This is a genomic window from Sphingobacterium cellulitidis, assembly GCF_043187465.1.
In the GTDB taxonomy this organism is placed as follows: Bacteria; Bacteroidota; Bacteroidia; order Sphingobacteriales; family Sphingobacteriaceae; genus Sphingobacterium; species Sphingobacterium cellulitidis.
In genome coordinates this window covers 131,161-149,685 of the sequence record NZ_CP171136.1, presented here as the reverse complement: position 1 = coordinate 149,685, position 18,525 = coordinate 131,161, and the positions used below count along the sequence as shown (strand labels likewise).

The 18,525-nt window shown below is 37.4% G+C and carries 15 protein-coding genes; 6 read left to right on the top strand and 9 right to left on the bottom strand.

The features are described 5' to 3' along the window. Positions 1 to 61: 61 nt before the first annotated feature. Together ACF3OC_RS00645 and nagB are read right to left on the bottom strand one after the other, a co-directional pair. Positions 62 to 2,476, bottom strand: coding sequence for a TonB-dependent receptor (locus tag ACF3OC_RS00645; RefSeq protein WP_094280962.1), 2,415 nt, complete (start codon positions 2,474 to 2,476; stop codon positions 62 to 64). Positions 2,477 to 2,695: 219 nt separating this feature from the next. Further along, positions 2,696 to 4,615, bottom strand: coding sequence for a glucosamine-6-phosphate deaminase (nagB, locus tag ACF3OC_RS00640; protein ID WP_094257557.1), 1,920 nt, complete (start codon positions 4,613 to 4,615; stop codon positions 2,696 to 2,698). 264 nt (positions 4,616 to 4,879) lie between these two features. On the opposite strand from nagB, the gene ACF3OC_RS00635 reads away from it, so the two are divergent. Continuing rightward, positions 4,880 to 5,545 (top strand): TlpA disulfide reductase family protein, encoded by a 666-nt coding sequence (locus ACF3OC_RS00635; RefSeq protein WP_094257556.1) that lies wholly within the window; start codon positions 4,880 to 4,882, stop codon positions 5,543 to 5,545. 68 nt (positions 5,546 to 5,613) lie between these two features. Here the strand turns inward: ACF3OC_RS00635 and ACF3OC_RS00630 are convergent, their stop codons facing one another. Next, a complete protein-coding gene (locus ACF3OC_RS00630) occupies positions 5,614 to 6,435 on the bottom strand; it encodes an ATP-binding protein (RefSeq protein WP_094257555.1) in 822 nt (273 codons plus the stop codon). Positions 6,436 to 6,565: 130 nt separating this feature from the next. Here ACF3OC_RS00630 and uxaC point away from each other — a divergent pair, with 130 nt between their 5' ends. Continuing rightward, on the top strand, positions 6,566 to 7,978 hold the full coding sequence (gene uxaC / locus ACF3OC_RS00625; protein ID WP_094280961.1) for a glucuronate isomerase: 1,413 nt from the start codon (positions 6,566 to 6,568) through the stop codon (positions 7,976 to 7,978). Between the two features lies 1 nt (position 7,979). Here the strand turns inward: uxaC and ACF3OC_RS00620 are convergent, their stop codons facing one another. The 4 genes from ACF3OC_RS00620 to ACF3OC_RS00605 all read right to left on the bottom strand — a co-directional run bounded on the left by ACF3OC_RS00620 (position 7,980) and on the right by ACF3OC_RS00605 (position 13,371). Continuing rightward, positions 7,980 to 8,567 carry a TIGR00730 family Rossman fold protein gene (locus ACF3OC_RS00620; protein WP_094280960.1) on the bottom strand — a complete coding sequence of 196 codons (588 nt, stop codon included), beginning with the start codon at positions 8,565 to 8,567 and terminating at the stop codon, positions 7,980 to 7,982. Positions 8,568 to 8,754: 187 nt separating this feature from the next. After that, on the bottom strand, positions 8,755 to 11,184 hold the full coding sequence (locus ACF3OC_RS00615) for an outer membrane beta-barrel family protein (protein WP_094280959.1): 2,430 nt from the start codon (positions 11,182 to 11,184) through the stop codon (positions 8,755 to 8,757). Positions 11,185 to 11,238: 54 nt separating this feature from the next. Further along, positions 11,239 to 12,999, bottom strand: coding sequence for a PspC domain-containing protein (locus ACF3OC_RS00610; RefSeq protein ID WP_094280958.1), 1,761 nt, complete (start codon positions 12,997 to 12,999; stop codon positions 11,239 to 11,241). Positions 13,000 to 13,035: 36 nt separating this feature from the next. Further along, entirely contained in the window at positions 13,036 to 13,371 is a 336-nt protein-coding gene (locus ACF3OC_RS00605) for a PadR family transcriptional regulator (protein WP_094257550.1), read from the bottom strand. 191 nt (positions 13,372 to 13,562) lie between these two features. Here ACF3OC_RS00605 and ACF3OC_RS00600 point away from each other — a divergent pair, with 191 nt between their 5' ends. Then, positions 13,563 to 13,949, top strand: coding sequence for a VanZ family protein (locus ACF3OC_RS00600; RefSeq protein ID WP_094257549.1), 387 nt, complete (start codon positions 13,563 to 13,565; stop codon positions 13,947 to 13,949). Between the two features lie 22 nt (positions 13,950 to 13,971). On the opposite strand, the gene ACF3OC_RS00595 is transcribed toward ACF3OC_RS00600, so the two are convergent. After that, positions 13,972 to 14,661 carry a ComF family protein gene (locus ACF3OC_RS00595; RefSeq protein WP_094257548.1) on the bottom strand — a complete coding sequence of 230 codons (690 nt, stop codon included), beginning with the start codon at positions 14,659 to 14,661 and terminating at the stop codon, positions 13,972 to 13,974. 153 nt (positions 14,662 to 14,814) lie between these two features. Between ACF3OC_RS00595 and ACF3OC_RS00590 the strand changes: the two genes are divergently transcribed. After that, positions 14,815 to 15,849 (top strand): LLM class flavin-dependent oxidoreductase, encoded by a 1,035-nt coding sequence (locus ACF3OC_RS00590; protein ID WP_306427052.1) that lies wholly within the window; start codon positions 14,815 to 14,817, stop codon positions 15,847 to 15,849. A gap of 93 nt (positions 15,850 to 15,942) precedes the next feature. Beyond that, positions 15,943 to 16,821, top strand: coding sequence for a DUF4349 domain-containing protein (locus ACF3OC_RS00585; protein ID WP_094281327.1), 879 nt, complete (start codon positions 15,943 to 15,945; stop codon positions 16,819 to 16,821). On the opposite strand, the gene ACF3OC_RS00580 is transcribed toward ACF3OC_RS00585, so the two are convergent. Next, on the bottom strand, positions 16,811 to 17,227 hold the full coding sequence (locus ACF3OC_RS00580) for a hypothetical protein (protein WP_094281325.1): 417 nt from the start codon (positions 17,225 to 17,227) through the stop codon (positions 16,811 to 16,813). The two genes, ACF3OC_RS00585 and ACF3OC_RS00580, sit on opposite strands and share 11 nt — an antisense overlap. 162 nt (positions 17,228 to 17,389) lie before the next feature. Between ACF3OC_RS00580 and rlmN the strand changes: the two genes are divergently transcribed. Continuing rightward, positions 17,390 to 18,469, top strand: a complete 1,080-nt coding sequence (rlmN, locus tag ACF3OC_RS00575; RefSeq protein WP_094257545.1) for a 23S rRNA (adenine(2503)-C(2))-methyltransferase RlmN — start codon at positions 17,390 to 17,392, stop codon at positions 18,467 to 18,469. Positions 18,470 to 18,525 lie beyond the last annotated feature (56 nt).

Sequence of the window (18,525 nt, the reverse complement as noted above, 5' to 3'; positions counted from 1 at the left end):
TTAATAATTACAAAAAAACCGGATTGTTTAGACAACCCGGTTTTTCTTTGCTTCTGATTTATTAAAACTTATAACTCAATGTTCCTGTAAAACTTCTTGGCGGAATAGGGTTCACACTATAATTCTCATGAACATAGTAATTGAAGGCATCTCCAATATTGCTAACTTTTCCCAAGATACTCCAGTTTTTATAACTATAACCCGCAGAAAAATCAAATGTGGTGAATGGATCCACGGCAATCAATCGGTCTAAACCATCCTTGATATTTGCTTTGGTATTATTCCATCCTGCATTTCTTTTACCAGTGTAAAAGGCTGATAAACCAAGTTTCAATCCTTTCAGATTACCATTTTGGAAAGTATAAAATGCTGTTCCATTTGCAGTATGAGCCGTTGTTCCTACCAAACGAACCCCTTCAACATTCCCTAAATCATTGGTTTCCAAATATCGCATAAAGTTATAGCTATAACCTGCCATAATATTTAAACCCTCTGTAATTTTACCTGTTAAATCCAACTCAACCCCATCTGAAGCTGTTTTACCAGTAAATTCCTTCATATTTACATCAAATTTGGTCGGATCGGTTGGGATAATAGACTGTGCAAACCTATTATTTACAATTCTATACCAAGTCAGATTCGCTGATAATCTACCTTTAAAGAAATCATTTTTTACCCCTGCCTCGTATTGATCAATTACAGACGGTCCCATAGGTTGATAATTGATATCATATCCTGAATTAGGAGTGAAATTATTCGCATAACTTACAAAAATACTTGTAGTCGGAATAGGTTGATAAATCAAGGCAAACTTAGGAGACCATGCTTTATCTACCTTATTGCCCATGTCAACATCATCTTTTCCTTTATTTGGAGTAACTGTCGTCTCGCCTTTTGCATAGTCGTAAACCTCCGCATTTTGAGTGGTTTGATGGGTATAACGAATACCTGCCAACACTTTAAATTGTTCCGTTAAGGAGATCAAATCCTGAACAAATACCCCATAACGGTAGATATCTGTGCTGGTTCTGGTTTTTAATCCAACTCCAGGCATATCCGTACGCTTAATGGAATTATACGGATCAAAGATATTTATGGTGTCATAAACCGCGTTTGGCGCTACATTGAGCCCATTCGCGAAAATATTGAAGGCATAATTCTTCGTGTTCGATTGATCCGCATCCGCTCCAATCACAAGCTGATGTTTCAGACCTCCTGTTTTTAGGCTTCCACGCAAATTAACTTGTTGATTGAATGTAAGCTCATCCTGTTCTGTTCGATTTAAATTCCGAGGAAACATGGAAGACTTAGCTTGAATTCTTTCTGAACCATAATAATCCCGGCCATATTGCTGGTAACTCGCTATTGCTTGCAAATTCCAATTCTCCGAGAATACATGCTCAAAATTAAATTGACCATTCTTAGAATTGGTTTTATTGAATGCCCAACCTGTATTCAAGAACGTATTTCGACCAACTTCTTTATTGATTTTTCCATCAACTGAACCAATCCCGAAATCTGGTGTATAATCAGATTTCAAATAATCGAACATCAGGTTAATACTGGTCTTATCTGAAATTTGATAGAGTAGGGAGGGGTTAATATAAAACCGCTTACTTTCAACATAATCCCGGAAGCTTTCTGCATATTCTCCAGTTCCTACAACTCTAAATGCTAATTTCTTTGAAATAGGCCCATAAACATCCACAATGGGTTTATACTGATTATAACTTCCTGCACGCATTGAAACTTCACCACCATATTCAAACTTTGGTTTTTTAGTAACCAAATTGATAACCGCACCGCCTGTTACACCTCCATATAAAATCGCAGCACTCCCTTTTAATATTTCAACAGATTCCAAGGTGCTGGCCTCAATCGACCCACCATTATTTGTGCGGGCGCCGTTCTTAAAAATATTATTGGCACCTAAGCTATATCCACGAGCATAAAAATTCTCATTGACACCACCACGATTCGCCCCCATAGCAACACCATTCGCATTCTTTAAAGCATCGCTCAATCTATTTACCTGTTGGTCGGCTATAACTTGCTTGTTAATAATTTGAACGGCTTGTGGCAAGTCCCGATCAATAATCCCTGCCTTGCCTGCATTCAGTACTTTATCATTGATCGAATTGTATCCCGTAACTTCTACTTCCTGGATTTTTTGATTCGATTGCCTTATTACTATAGTTCCTAATTGCGTAGTGGATTCCTTTGGATTTACATATACGGATTCCTTGTCATATCCAACCCCTGTGATCTCAACGTTGAACGAACCAGGAAAGGGAATATACAATTCGAAATAGCCATTGGCATCCGACATCGTTACCTGATCCTTAACTTTTACATTTAATCCGGAAATGGATTCATTGTTATTACTGCTGACTTTACCCTTTAAGGTGGTTTGTGCATTCGCTGCAGTAAAAATAGTAGTTGCTCCCATCAGAGCGAGAATATATATTGTCTTCATTACCTTTATTTGTACTAATTCTAAATAGTACGCAAAAGTAATTCTGACTTCAATAGCAAAAAATAAAGAATCCGACAAAAACTTTAATAATCCGAAATTTTTAATAAACTTCTCTTCATTTTATCTTCAAACTTTCAGATATGTCGATTGAAAACCAAGACATTAAAAAAGCAGCTGTCCGATGTGGACAGCTGCTTCCCTTAATTAATATATACTTTATTAAAATTTCCAACGAACGAAAGCCTCTATTGCTTCATAGTTCGCAAGGCCTAATTGATGATATAGACCTGCTGTTTCACTAGTACGGTCTTCCGCACGAACCCAAAATTCTCTTGGATCATCTCCTGGGAATACAGGAAGATCTTTTTGAGATTGGTGTTTGAAAATCGCCAAACGCTTGCGTTTTACTTCCTGTGGTGAAAGTGGAACAGCCATTTCGATATCATGAATAGGATACTCATGCCATGCTCCTCTGTATAACCATAACCAACAATCCTTAGTCCATTCATCTGTCTCTCTTAAACGCAATAATGCTTCTAAGATAATGTCGAAACAAACTTTGTGGGTTCCATGTGGATCCGCGAAATCACCAGCAGCAAAAACCTGTTGTGGTTTTACCTGACGTAATAATTCCATGGTTTGTTGAATATCATCCTCAAAATCAATCTCTTTGGAGAATTTACCACGATCGTAGAATGGAAGATCCATAAAGTGAATATTCTCATCTGGAAGACCAACAAAACGTGCTCCAGCAATTGCTTCACCCTTACGGATTAACCCTTTTATAGTTCTGATAATTTCAGGATCTACTTGATTTGGTTGTTTTACTTTGAAAAACTCACGTGCATCGTCATAGATCTTACGAGTTACCCCATTGTCATCTTCAACAACAACGGCATAGTCTTGTACAAACTCTAAATAACGCAATACATCATCATCCCATACGGCAGTGTTACCTGAAGTTTGGTATGCCACATGCACATTATGGCCTTGATCTGCCAAACGAATGAAAGTACCACCCATTGAGATCACATCATCATCTGGATGTGGTGAGAATAATATTACATTTTTATGTGCCGGTTCAGCTCTTTCAGGGCGATTAGAATCATCAACCCCTGGTTTACCACCTGGCCAACCTGTAATAGTACGTTGTAAATCATTGAAAATACGGATGTTAATACTATAAGCAGTACCTTGCTCAGTAATCAATTGAGCCATACCATTATTGTTATAGTCATCATCTGTAAGTTTCAGAATTGCTTTATCCAAATGTAAGGAAAGCCATACCACAGCCTTTTTAACTAAATTATCAGTCCAAACAACATCATGCGCTAACCAAGGCAAGTTGAACCTCGTCAATGCTGAGGCTGCATCCTCGTCTAGTATAAACTCTACATGGTCAGACATCTGTAGATAAGTCGCTGGAATATCCGAAGAAATTTCACCTTCAACTGCCTTTTTAACAATTTCCGCTTTCTTCTCATTCCACGCCATCAAAACAATTTCCTTGGCTTTAAAAATTGTTCCAACACCCATCGTAATCGCTTTTGTAGGTACATTTTCCTTACCACCGAAATCGCGTGATGCATCTCTTCTTGTAAGGTCATCTAAGGTTACTAAGCGAGTTCCTGAGTTTGGCGCTGAACCTGGCTCGTTAAAACCAATGTGTCCCGTACGACCAATTCCCAATAATTGAATATCCAACCCCCCTAAACTGGAGATCTTCTGCTCATATGCTTCACAAAATTTTTGGACATCTTCCGGCGCTAATGTACCGTCCGGAATGTTGATGTTCTCTCTAGGAATATCAACTAGATTGAACAAATGCTTGTTCATGAATGCTACATAACTTTGCTCCGCAGTAGGTAACATCGGATAATACTCATCCAAATTGAATGTTACTACATTTTGGAAGCTTAAACCTTCTTCTTTATGAAGACGAACAAGTTCTTTGTAGACTTTAATAGGCGTTGCTCCTGTGGCTAATCCAAGAACAGCCTTTTCCCCTTTCGCATCCTTGTCTTTGATAATCGAAGCAATGCGCTCAGCAACTTTAACAGATGCCTCGTCTTGAGAGGGATAAACCGTTACCGGAACTTTCTCAAACCGGGTTTCCTCTAATAAATTTAATCTTGCCATTTAAATTGAAAAATACCTTAGTGAGCCTCAAATTTAACAATTTATAAGGCTGTCAAAGCAAAAAATACAAATCTTTTTATTTTTATCGCCATTTTTGGCAAAAATCACAGCCAATGCAATTATTTTAATCATTAATTATCACAACCACACTACTATTATTTATTAATTTATTTTTTTCTACTACAGAACATCAAGAAAATTTTACAAAAAATAATCTACCAATCCAGTAGTTTATTTATAATTTTGTCGAACAGAAATCAACATATGAAGAATTTAATATTATTTATAGCATTCATCCCCAGTTTATTATTCGCTCAAACGAAGGAAGAACTCATTGCTCAAGTCAAAGCAAATCCTAAAGAAATCAGCTCCATTCGTCTAATTCAGAAGGTCGGTGGTTATTACCCTGATTACAATGAATTAGCCGCATTATTTAAAAAACTAGATAAAAAAGTTAGAAAATCTAATGAAGGAAAGCTCTTTGACCGCTATTTAGATGCATTAAAAAACACATTGCCCGGAAAAACTTCACCAAGCATTACTCAATTGGACTTAACTGGTGAACCTTATTCCTTATCAGATCTGAAAGGTAAATATGTTCTGATTGACTTTTGGGCATCATGGTGTCCTCCTTGTCGAGAAGAAAACCCTAAATTGGTAAAAACCTACGCCGAATTTAAAGACAAGAATTTTGAAATTCTTGGTGTTTCTTTCGACAGAGAGTTTGATGCATGGGCTAAAGCGGTAAAAGATGATAACCTGACTTGGAAACATGTATCCGATCTTCAAGGCTGGGATAATTCGGCAAGTATAGCCTATGGTATTAAAGCCATTCCTCAAAATATCCTTGTCGACCCACAAGGTAAAGTGATAGCTAGAAACCTTCATGGGGATGACCTGAACAATAAATTAAGAGAAATACTGAAATAAAGATATTCCAAAACGCAAAAAGGATTCAAGTTTAACTTGAATCCTTTTTCTATATCTTTTATTGGCTATTAATCCAGTCTATAAGCTACAACGCTATTATTCAAAAAGGTAGGAACATATAAGATTCTTTCCTTTTGATTATAACCAAGATCTGCTGTTTTCATTTTACCTTGAACATCAAGAAGCTCAGTTACGGTTCCATTGGCAGCGATATGATAAATCAACCCACCCCAACAAGTAACCAAAAAGCTGCCATCACCTACGGGTTCTAATCCATCTCCTCCAAGCTTCAATCCTTTAGCAAGTACCGTATATCCTTTGTTAGGCTCAATCTTGCAAAGCTCCGGACCTACCATCGCATATAAAACCCCGTCAATAACTCTCAATCCATTGACATCCTTCAAATCTTTCATGTATAAAGAGGGTTTATTATTATGAATTAAATAGATTTCTCCTCTTCTGGTATCAGATACATAGACCTTACCATTTTTATCAACTGTAACATCATTCAGGAATTGAGCATCAGGAATCTTGATTTCATTGATAACATTGCCAGTAATCATATCAATTACGACCACTTGATCAATATCAGCTACATAAAGTAAATCCTTATGCATCGCCAGACCTTTCGGAGCATTTAATCCTTGTACCCAAGTAGCATCTTTTAAACTACCATCCATATTCAAGATTGCAACACCGCCTTTACCATCTTTGGCAACGCCATCGCCATCAATCAATGAAACATATAAAACTGATTTATCAGCATCGTATAAGACCGATTCAGGAGTCGGCAATTGTTCTTTAGATTCCCATAATTGGGTCAATTTCGTCTGACCAAAGCCTAGTTGTGAACATAAGACCAAAAGTGAAATAAATAATGTCGTTTTCATATATAGTTGTTTTTGACGCGATTAAATATAAATATAAGATTTTTTTAAAGGTTTTTGATAGCTTTTAAGCGATTATTACTTATTTTCAACCACACTCAATTCTAAACTTAAAAAATAATAACAAGAGAATATGAAACCATTCTTGGACGAAAATTTTTTGTTGCAAAGCCAAGTAGCAGTAGAACTGTACCATGATTACGCCAAAGATCTCCCAATAATAGATTATCACAATCATTTACCCCCAAATGAAGTAGCTTCGAATAAGCAATTTTCAAATATCACTGAAATTTGGTTGCAGGGAGACCATTATAAATGGCGAGCCATGCGTGCAAATGGAATTGATGAAAAATATATTACAGGAAATTCCTCGGATCTCGACAAATTCAAGAAATGGGCTGAAACTGTTCCTTACACCTTGAGAAATCCACTTTATCACTGGACCCACCTAGAACTTCAACGTTATTTTGGTATCCATGATTTACTTTCTGCAGATAATGCAAATCAAGTTTTCGAGAAAGCCAATCAGGACCTTTCCAAACCTAATATGTCAGTCCATGGCTTATTGGAACAGATGAAAGTCGAAACTATTTGTACCACAGACGACCCCATTGATTCGTTGGAATTCCATCAGGCATACCTTAAGAATCCAGGTAAGTTCAATATGTTCCCTGCTTTCCGTCCGGATAAAGCCATGGCCCCGGAAAATAAAGAAGCCTTCAATCAATATGTGAATAAGCTTGCTGAGGTTGCAAATACAGAAATAAACAGCCTCCAAGACTATTTGGACGCTCTAAAATCAAGACATGATTACTTTGCTGAAAATGGCTGCTGTGTATCAGATCATGGCCTAAGCCATCTTTATGCCGAAGATTATACCGAATCAGAAATCAATGTAATCTTTAAAAGGCTGAGATCTGGAAACAACCTCAACCTTGAAGAAGTCAATAAATTCAAATCAGCCCTATTGATTAAATTCGCAGAATGGGATCATGAAAAAAATTGGGTGCAACAGTTTCATGTTGGCGCATTTAGAAACACGAACTCTGGTTCCTTACAAAAATTAGGACCTGATACGGGCTTTGATAGTATCGGTGATTACTCTCAGGGATTAAGTTTAGTGAAATTCTTGGATCGTTTATCAGCAAATGACAAACTCGGAAAAACAATCCTTTATAATTTAAACGCTTCCGATAACGACCTGTTCGCCGCGATGTGTGGAAACTTCAATGATGGAAGTATTGCTGGAAAAATTCAATTTGGTTCAGCTTGGTGGTATCATGACCAAAAGGATGGAATGACCAAACAGATCAATAGTCTCTCAAACATTGGCTTGATCAGCCGTTTTGTGGGGATGTTGACCGACTCCAGAAGCTTCTTATCTTTCCCAAGACATGAGTACTTCAGAAGGTTGTTATGTAATATCTTCGCTGAAGACATCGTAAATGGCGAACTTCCGCATGATATTAAATGGATTGGCAAAATAATTCAGGATATCTGTTATTATAATGCCAAAGCCTATTTTCCTTTCAACAATCAGAAATAAATCAGGATTTTTCCAGATTTAACCATTTTGGAACAGGTGGAGCTTCATACGCCTCCATTTGTTCCAATAAATCCTCAATATTGTCAGCATATAAAATCATCCTTTGATTTTCCTCCTTCAACAACCCCGTATCCACCATATGCTGGATAAAAGCAATCAGATGATCATAAAATCCATTAATATTTAATATCCCTATTGGCTTTTTATGTAAGCCCAATTGACCCCAAGTTGTCATTTCGAATAACTCCTCCATGGTTCCAAAACCTCCCGGCAAGGCAATCACCCCATCACACAGAGCATTCATTTTGGCCTTACGCTCATGCATCGTATCAACTTCGATCAAAGTTGTAATTCCGTTATGACCAATTTCCTTGCTATTCAAAAACTGTGGAATAACCCCAATTACCTGTCCTTGATTCTCCATAACCGCATCCGCAACAGCACCCATCAAGCCCACTCGGCCTCCCCCATAAACTAAAGTAATCCCACGCTCAACAAACACACGACCAACCTCACGAGCTGCATTCACAAAAGTCCCCTCATGTCCTGGACTTGAAGCACAAAAAACAACTATCTGATTTAATTTCATTGAATAAAGTTATACAATCCACCCGAAAAGTCTATACCCGAATCATAAAATCTACTCCCAATTTTAACAATAACTAGCCCCCAAGGTCTAAATACTCTATACTAAATACTAAATACTAAAAAACCAAAAGGCCCCAGTTTGGGAGACTGAGACCTTTATTAACTAAACATTGAAACAAAGTTCTTTTTTAGTTCACTGACACCCGATCTTTTTCCTCATTTTTCGAGTCACTTTTACGGATTTGTTGTTTTAAGTTTCCGAATTTATATGTGAAAGTCAAGCGGACTGTTTGATTATCATTGTATTGACGAATTCTTGACCGAAATTCGTTGAAATCTGTATCTAAATTATTTCTACTGCTCCTGAACACATCGGTCATCGCCAATTTTAAAGAGCTTTTCTGATCTTTAAAGTTGTAGTTTACACCCAAGTCGGTATTAATTCTACCTTGGATTTTAAACAGGTTGTATATAAAAGGCGTATTTCCATTTACTGAGGCCTCGAATGACCATTGTGGATTTACCCTGAAATTATGAAAGCTATTTGCTTGGATAAAAAAGGATCCACGGTCAACAACCGAACCAGCAATAGGACCTTTAAAATGCATATAGATTCCCGTAATATTATTATTCATCGTCCAGAACTTACCAACTTTGAACGGTATATTCATGTTTAAATAGGAGGTTACAGAACGACCTAAGTTCTCTCTGGTCACCCATGTCTCATTCTTGATAGAGTCCTGACCCATACTTTCAACAATCGCATCATTCGTGATATCAGTCCCTAAGGTGAAATTGAACATCTGCATCAGCGTATAGTTCAAGGTGAAACCATGCGTATACTGAGGCTTAACATCTGGATTACCTAATTGATACGTTTTCTCATCAATATAATATCTGAACGGATTCAAGAACCTATAGTTAGGACGAGTTATTTTCTTCGCATAGCCCAAGGAGAAAATATGATTCTCACTTAAGTTATAACCTAGGTTGGCCGATGGGAACCAATCCAAGTAATCCCTTTCAAAATTCTCACCAGTGGATACAAATTCTGAATTCGATTTCGTGTATTCTGCACGGATACCAACTTTGGTAGTCCATTTACCGAAGGCTCTGCTGTAATCCATATATCCCGCAGCAATTTGCTCATCATAAATAAAATGATTTGACCGATTAGCAATATTTTCCCAAACATCCCCATTTAACCGATCATAGATCATGTTATTATCAGATTGAACTTTACTGTATTTCAATCCAGCTTCTAAGTTTCCTTTCTTGAAAGGTTTTACATAATCCAATTTTCCAACATAAATATCAATATCGGTTGGCATGATACTACGATCAAATGTTTCCGGCTTTACCAAGGATCCATTTGGAAATTCCATACGATTATGGTAATTCATGTTCGCATCATTATTGAAAATACTCCAGTCCAAGTCCAAGGTCAATTTCTGACCCAAAGTATCCATCTTATATTCATTATTGAAGTTCAGGGAAACACGACTTAAACTCATATCATTCACTGCTGGTGACCTCAAAATGGAATCAATCACTGAAACCGATTTCCCAATCGTTGTCGCACTTGTATTTTCTGAATCTTCAGAGTATTTATTGCCTGAAACCTGAAACATCATCGTATTATTTTCAGATGTTTTCTGCTCAATCCCGGCACGGAAGTTATGGCTGTTATTTTTCTCTAGAATCTGTGCTTTTTGATCGAAATAAGTAATATTGCCCGCATTCCTAATCTCGCGGTATATATTCAACGTATTCTCTTCCTTATTATTGGTATATGCGTACGAACCAAACAAGGTTGTATTGTTCTTTTTATAATTGATATTTAAAGAAGTATTTCCTCTTGGATGTTTACCATGTGCCGCGCTAGCGATAAATGATCCATTAAAACCTTCTGTTTTGCTTTTCTTCAACACAATATTGATAGTCCCTACAGCACCTTCAGCATCATCTTTTGCCGAACGTGTAGTCGTTACTTCAACACTCTTGATTTGACTCGCGTCTGTAGATTTTAAAAATGTCGCCAATTGCTCTCCTGTCATATAGGTCTGACGCCCGTCAATAGTAACCGTTACACCCTGCTGACCCATCAATTGAAGGTTATCATCCTTATCAACACTTACACCTGGCGCACGCTTTACCACCTCTAATGCATTATTTCCAGCAGCTAAAGTCGAATTCTCAACGTTTAACACAAGCTTTCCATTCACATTTTGAACCAGAGGTGCTCTACCTTCAACAGTGACGGCCTCAATAGCTTGACTGCTTGGTGAGATCTTAATATCCTCAACCTCATAAGTCTTATCCCCAAGTTCGAAAACCGCAGATTTACTCTTGCCATACCCCACAGAACTTACCTCTATATAATATGAGCCCTTAGGTGCTTTGATGATTGTGTAAACTCCATTCTCGTCTGTAACAGCACTTTTGATTAATACATTTGCCGTACTTGACATTAAATATACCGAGGCCGAAACCACCGGTTGATTATCCTGATTGACGACCTTCCCCTTGATATCAGTATCCTGTACCCTTGGATTTGCAAGGGCTTTCCCGACGACCGATGCAAGAAAAAGGATCATGATTGTAATTATTCTTCCCATTATAGTTTTTCGCTAGTTAGTTTTTTGTAAAATGTTTAATTGTTTTTTTTGCCCTTATGCGTTATTCTCTTCTGAAGACGCTTTTGCGCCTTCAGTAGTTGCTTCTTTATTTTCTTTTTTTAATTTTTCTTTCGCTTCCTCCTCTGCTTCTTTCACTTTTTCCTCAGCTTCCTTCGCCTTCTCTTCCTCTAGCTTAAGAATACATTTCAATCCATTCTTGGTCATTATCCACTCTGAAAATTTCGATTCCTCTTTACCATGACATTCATGTGCCCAGATATCACGAACTTTCCATTCCATATTTCGGTTTAATAATACCTTCGTGCCCACAGGAAGATATACATTCATCCTAACATGTTGATCGCGAATTAATTGCTTATCCTGTAATGCAAAATGACTATCAAACATTAAGTTATCCGCATTCTGATTCACTTGATAAGAGATTTTCGATGCCCGAGCTGATGCTGCTGCATAGGAGGCCCCCTTAGCTATATAATTGTACTGTATATACGGTGCTTTCAAGGAATCAACTGGTTCTATATAGACTGAAATATCATTCCTTAAGTAATTACCAATCAATAATCCATCTTTCCCTTGGTTGATTCTTTTCTTGATAAAGTCTTCATCTGTTGCCTTGATCACGCGAACATCATTCTCTGAAATAATATAGGTATCCTTTTTATCCAGTGTTTTCTCAACAGAAATTGTGCTTTCTTCTACAAAATCCTGATTAGTAACAACTACGAAGTATAAAATCATCACGATAGAAACTATCCAAGTAGCCAACAAAGTCATACTTGCATAATTATTCATCGGTCTTGTTTTAAACACGACCCGTAACATCACAAAAAACAAGGCTAGAAGTGGAATAATGATCGCTACAGTTCCCGAAAGAATAGCAAAAAATGCCGATGTTGGATCTAGTACCTCCAATGGTGGGAAGAATATAGGATTTTGATATCCCATGATGTTCAATACGTTGAACACGAAGAAGATAAACATACCTATGATACTCAACCCTGCCCAGATTAATACCAATACCGCTAAAATTTTTCCGATGATCGAGAAAAAAGATCCTAAAGAGTCTCCAACCGAACGTGCTCCTCGACTAATATGCTCGCCGGCCCCGGTAAAATTTTCACGAATACCTTTCATTTCTTCATCAAATGACTTCTTGAAATTATGAAGGTTCGCCTGCTCCCCACGCATCGCTAATTTATCCGCACGCGTTACTGCTTTTGGCATGACAGCCCATAACACGAAATATAATAACACACCAGATCCACCAAACAAAAAGAATAAGATGAAAATTACACGAACCCATTTGGTCTCAATGTTGAAGTAATGGGCTAAACCACTACAAACACCACTTAAAACCTTATCATCCATGTCGCGCATCAACTTCTTAGAAGTTAAATACTCCGTAAAGTTAGGCTCAGGGCTAGGTTCTTGAGCCGGCGCCTCTTGTGTCTGTCTAGCTTCATCGCCTTCTGCATAATCTGCAAAAGCCGCTTTTGGCTCGGTCTCCATTCTTGGCTCATCGCCATTCTCCAACTCAAAATCGCTAACACGACCCATTTGAGATATCACTTGCTCAACATCCTCACGATTGATAACTTCCTTGCGTCCTGTTTGAATACGCTCCGAAAACATCTCTGCAATACGATTCTCTATATCCTCTAAGATCTCACGGCTATCTTCTGATTTTCCAAAATGTCTCTTAATCTCGATCATGTATGACCGAAGGGTTTCATAGGCATCCTCCTCAATGTGAAAGACGATACTATTTATATTGATTATTATTGTTTTGTTCATGACTTTATTTAGTTAATGGTGTAGTTAAGGTATAAGTTAAATTTCTCTGTTTTGTAGGGACGTCTCAACCGCAAAAAGTAATTCCTTCCATGTAACATCTAAACGTTTTAAGACCTCCATCCCCTCTAAAGTGATTTCATAATATTTTCGTGGCGGACCTGAAGTAGACTCCTTCCAGTTATAACTCAATAGACCATTGTTCTTTAATCTAGTAAGCAATGGATATAGTGTCCCCTCAACCACCAACAATTCAGCTTTCTTTAATTCGCTGATAATGTCTGAGGCATATATTTCTCCCCGAGAAATAATTGAAAGAATACAGTATTCCAGTATTCCTTTCCTCATTTGGGTTTGTGTATTTTCAGCTATCATAACAATACAAAGATATATCCTTTGGATGGTACTTTGCAATACATAGTACTATATTTTTTCAATATTTAATCACAACACACTGATTTACAGGGTAATAATTTTTTATCTATCTTTCAAACATTCTTTTCAAAACCAAAAAAATTGTTATAAAAGCTTTTATATCTGACTTTTAAATACGATTTTTATCATCAATGAATTGGATAATTAATTACGCATGGGCAATCTTATGGGCCATTATTATGATGCTCCTAATGTTATTGCCAGCAAATGACTTCCCAACGGGAGGTTTTTTTGAAGGTTTTGATAAATTAGTTCACACAGGAAGTTTCTACCTACTAACTACTTTAATTCTATTCGGAAGAATTGTTGATACCAAAAGAAGAGCAACGAAATTAAAGACGATTATCGTTGTATTTTGCGTTTCTTCCCTGTTTGCTTTCTTTACTGAAGCAGCTCAAATGTATTTCACATCAAGCCGTCAAGCTGATTGGTGGGATATCTTTGCTGATTATGTGGGAATTGGAATGGCGCTATTCAGCTATTTACTTTTGTATAATCGGAAATTCCAATATAATTAATCCGATCTTTTCCTGAAATATTTTATGCTCGGGCTATACTAGCGATGTATAGCTTGCAGTCGGGCATGGTCGCTAATAATTCCTCGGCTGCAGAAGTTATGGTCGACCCTGTGGTTAATACATCATCGACCAATAAAATACGTTTGTCTTTCCATTCTTCAGAGAATTTACAGATAAATATATCCTCAACATTAGTGATTCGCTCTTCTGTGGTCATCTTTGTCTGACTTTTTTGATATTTCCTACGCTTCAAGACAGTGCAATCCACTGAAACACCCAAGCTTCTTGATAATCCGCGAGCAAATACCTCACTTTGATTATATCCTCTTTTTAGAAATCGCTTTGGGTGCAATGGAATCGGAATAATAACATCTATCCCCTTAAAATAGGGCGATTCCATTAATTGGAATCCATACCGTTGCCCCAAGAAGTATCCTACCTGCGGATGATTATTATATTTTAAATTATAAATTAATTCCTCCACAATGGAACCTGGCTTCAAAATCAACATGGAACTCGCAAATTCAAACCTGAACTTTCCCTTCAGCAATTGAATAGCTTCATTATTACTATCAAAATGAAAATCTGTCCCTGGCAAATGAAACAAGCAACTCGTGCAGAGCATATTTTCTTGACTAACAAGAACTTCCTTACAACCCATACATACCTGAGGATAAAATAAGTCCCACACCGCTCGCCAAACTTTAATCATTGGTTTTTATTTTTATTTATAAATATAATTTATTTAACCATTTTAAAGCCACTTTTCCCAGATTTATTTTAAAAAAAATCACTTCTTAACATATATCAATTTTCAAGAACAATATTGACCGTACTTTTGTAGCATAAGAAAGAAAGAATAAAGATGATGGAATTAGGAATAGGTATGTTTGGGGATTTACAAATCGATACTCAAACAGGTAAAATACAAGCACCCCAACAAAGACTACAGGAAATAATCGAAGAGATTAAGTTGATGGACGAAGTTGGTGTTGATTTCTTCGGAATGGGAGAACATCATAGGGCTGATTATGCCGTTGCAGCTCCCGAAATTGTCTTAGCAGCAGCTGCAACCGTAACAAAACGCATTAAATTGGGCTCGGCAGTATCCGTATTAAGCTCCGCCGACCCCGTAAAACTATATCAGGATTTTGCAACCGTAGATTTAATCTCGAATGGAAGGGCCGAAATTATGGCCGGAAGAGGTTCTTTTATCGAATCATTCCCCCTTTTTGGATTCGACCTGAAAGATTATAGCTCCCTGTTTGAAGAGAAATTAGATCTTTTGCTTCGAATCAATAACTCTCAAACGGTAAACTGGACCGGAAAACATCGCTCCAGCTTAATCAACCAAAGCATATATCCAAGAGCCGTAAACGATAAATTACCAATCTGGATTGCTGTAGGTGGAACCACGGAATCTGTAATCCGTGCAGGTAGATTGGGCCTACCAGTTATGTTTGCCATCATTGGAGGCTCTCCAATAAATTTCAAACCTTTGTTTGAAATCTACGAACAAGCCTATAAAGACAATGGTCATGACATGAGCAAATATCAGGTCGGGGTACATATGCACTCTTTCTTCGGAGAAAATTCTAAAGAAATCGCAGATTGGTACTATCCGTATTATTCAGCTCAGATGAATAGAATTGGTGCTTCTAGAGGATGGCCTCCATACCAAAAAACGCAATACGATTACGGCCGCTCAAGCCATGGACATCTTATCGTCGCTGATGTTAATGAATCCGTTGATAAGATCCTCCAAATTCAGGAAACTTTTGGTCTAACTAGATTTTCCGCACATACGGATGTTGGTAGCCCGGACCATAGTAAAATGATGAAGGCTATTGAACTCTATGGAAATCAAATCATTCCAAAAGTAAAAGACGCATTGAAATAAATACAAGAACTATTAATAAATAAAAGAAGAGCCTCGGTTCTTCTTTTTTTATGGAATTTGATACCTTCCTGCATCCCCCAATAAAATTAAGCTATGAAAAGAATCTTTATTTGGCCAATGCTCTTGTTATTATCAATGGCATCATGCAGAAATAACCATCAGGAAGATGTGGCCACAGCCGATCAAATGGAAGCGGCTAGCAACGTAGATAATGTTATGCTAGAACCATCAGCGTTGAAAGGCAACAATGTTGATAGGAATGATGCATCGACAAATGAACCTATTCAAAATCAACAAAGTAATACCAGCAAAATAATCCGTTCAGGCAATATTTCCCTGGAGTCCAAAAAAATAGAACAAAGCAAGGCAAATTTAGATGCGCTATTAAAAAAATTCAATGCCTATTACGAACAAGAAAATACGAGTAATAACAACGATTTCACTTCTTATAACCTGACAATCCGCATCCCAGCAAGCGCATTTGATAATTTCTTGAGTGCCCTGGAGAAAGGTGAAGATAAGCTTACGGATAAAAACATCAGTGCTCAGGATGTTTCTATTCAATACTATGATTTGGAGTCCAGGTTAAAAAGCAAAAGAGCTTTTCTTGAACGCTATCAAAATATGGTGAGTAGTGCAAAGAATGTTAAGGATCTACTTGAAATCCAAGAACAGATCAGACAATTGCAGGAGGATATCGACAGTAGCGAGGCAACTATGCGAAACCTTAGCAACCAGGTAAATTATTGCACATTAACGGTTAATCTATTCGAATACCAAGCAAACCTTCCAATGGGTAGCAACTCATTCTGGGTAAAAATGAAAGATTCATTGGTCTTCGGCTGGAATATGATCCAAACACTGGTTCTAGGAGTAATTGGAATATGGCCAATCTGGATTATTGCTGCAGTAATTATCCTGACCATCCAAAAAATCAGAAAAAACAAGAGGGCAAAAAAGATTAATTCTTAAAAGTCAAAGCAGCACATTTCTGACGATCTAAAATCAGATAACTTGAGGAATATGCATTAGCTTGAATATAGGAACTTAGGTTCAATTGATCCTTCTTAATCCGAATGATCTTTTGAACCTGATTCCTTTGTAGGAAAACCAGATATCCTACTTCAGGATTGTTGGTAGATAGATTTTCCGGAAGTACCACTCCCGTTTCCTCCAGTATTTGACCACAATAATGGTAAGATGCCAATAACATGAGTGAATCCCATGGAAAGCAATCCATGCGCTGAAAATCAATTTTTGATTCGGGTTGAACTTGGCTGATAGTAGATTGAAAATCCCCAATACAAGCATTCCTTTTTAGTTGTGTACAAGAACACAACAAAATCATAAACCATACAAATAAAAGACTGATTTTCATTTTATTAATCCGGTCTGGTACAAAAAACCATGTAATTATAATAATAGTTAGAAATAGAAATTGTAGCTCATCAAAGAGATAACAAATTGATAACGAAAATTTATCATGTAAGTCTATTATTCCGCCTAACAGAATTTTATTACTTCTAGCTTATATTTTTTGATGTATCTTTGTACCGTGGAAAAAGCAGTAAAAACGGTAGATATCAGGAGTTTGAGTTTAACTCAGTTAAAAGACTCACTTGTTGAAATGGGTGAGCAAGGATTTCGCGCTAAGCAGATTTATGAATGGCTTTGGCAAAAATCCTGCACAGATTTTGACGAAATGAGCAACTTGAGCAAGTCTCTTCGGGAGACCTTAAAAACCAATTTTACCATCAATGCCGTAAAAGTAAAACAATCCCAGATCAGTTCGGATAAAACCATCAAAAGTACGTTCAGTTTATATGACAACAATGTCATTGAAGGGGTACTTATCCCTGCTGATGACCGTATGACAGCATGTGTGAGCTCTCAGGTTGGATGTAGTTTAACCTGCAAATTCTGCGCTACGGGTTATATGGATAGAAAAAGAAATCTGAATGCCGATGAGATTTATGATCAGGTAGTTTTGATTGCCAAACAAGCCGAAGAAAAATACGGACATCCCCTAACAAACATTGTTTATATGGGAATGGGTGAACCCTTGTTGAACTATAGCAACATGATGAAATCCGTAGACCGTATTACCTCTCCAGATGGCTTGAACATGGCTGCAAAAAGAATTACGGTATCCACTGCCGGAATTGCCAAGATGATCAAGAAACTGGGAGATGATGAGGTTCGTTTTAACCTAGCTCTTTCTCTGCATGCAGCAAATGATGATAAAAGAAATGAAATCATGCCTATCAATGAGCAAAACTCATTAGCAGCATTAGCAGAAGCATTGAAGTATTTCTACGCCAAGACTAAAAGCCCAATAACATTCGAATATATCGTCTTCAACAATTTCAACGATGAAATCCAAGACGCCAAAGAATTAGCAAAATTCTGCAAGAATGTTCCCTGCAAGGTCAATATCATCGAATATAACCCAATTGCATTAGCAGATTTCGTCAATGCAGAAGCCGACAAAATCGACCAATTTGCAAATTACCTACGCAGCCAAGGTGTAATCACCAATGTCCGTCGTAGCCGTGGAAAAGATATCGACGCCGCATGTGGCCAATTAGCCATCAAAGATAAAACCGAAAGCGCTTCGTAGGGGCGTATTGCATACGCCCCCCTTAAACAACCGCATACGCGACTAATATCGACTCG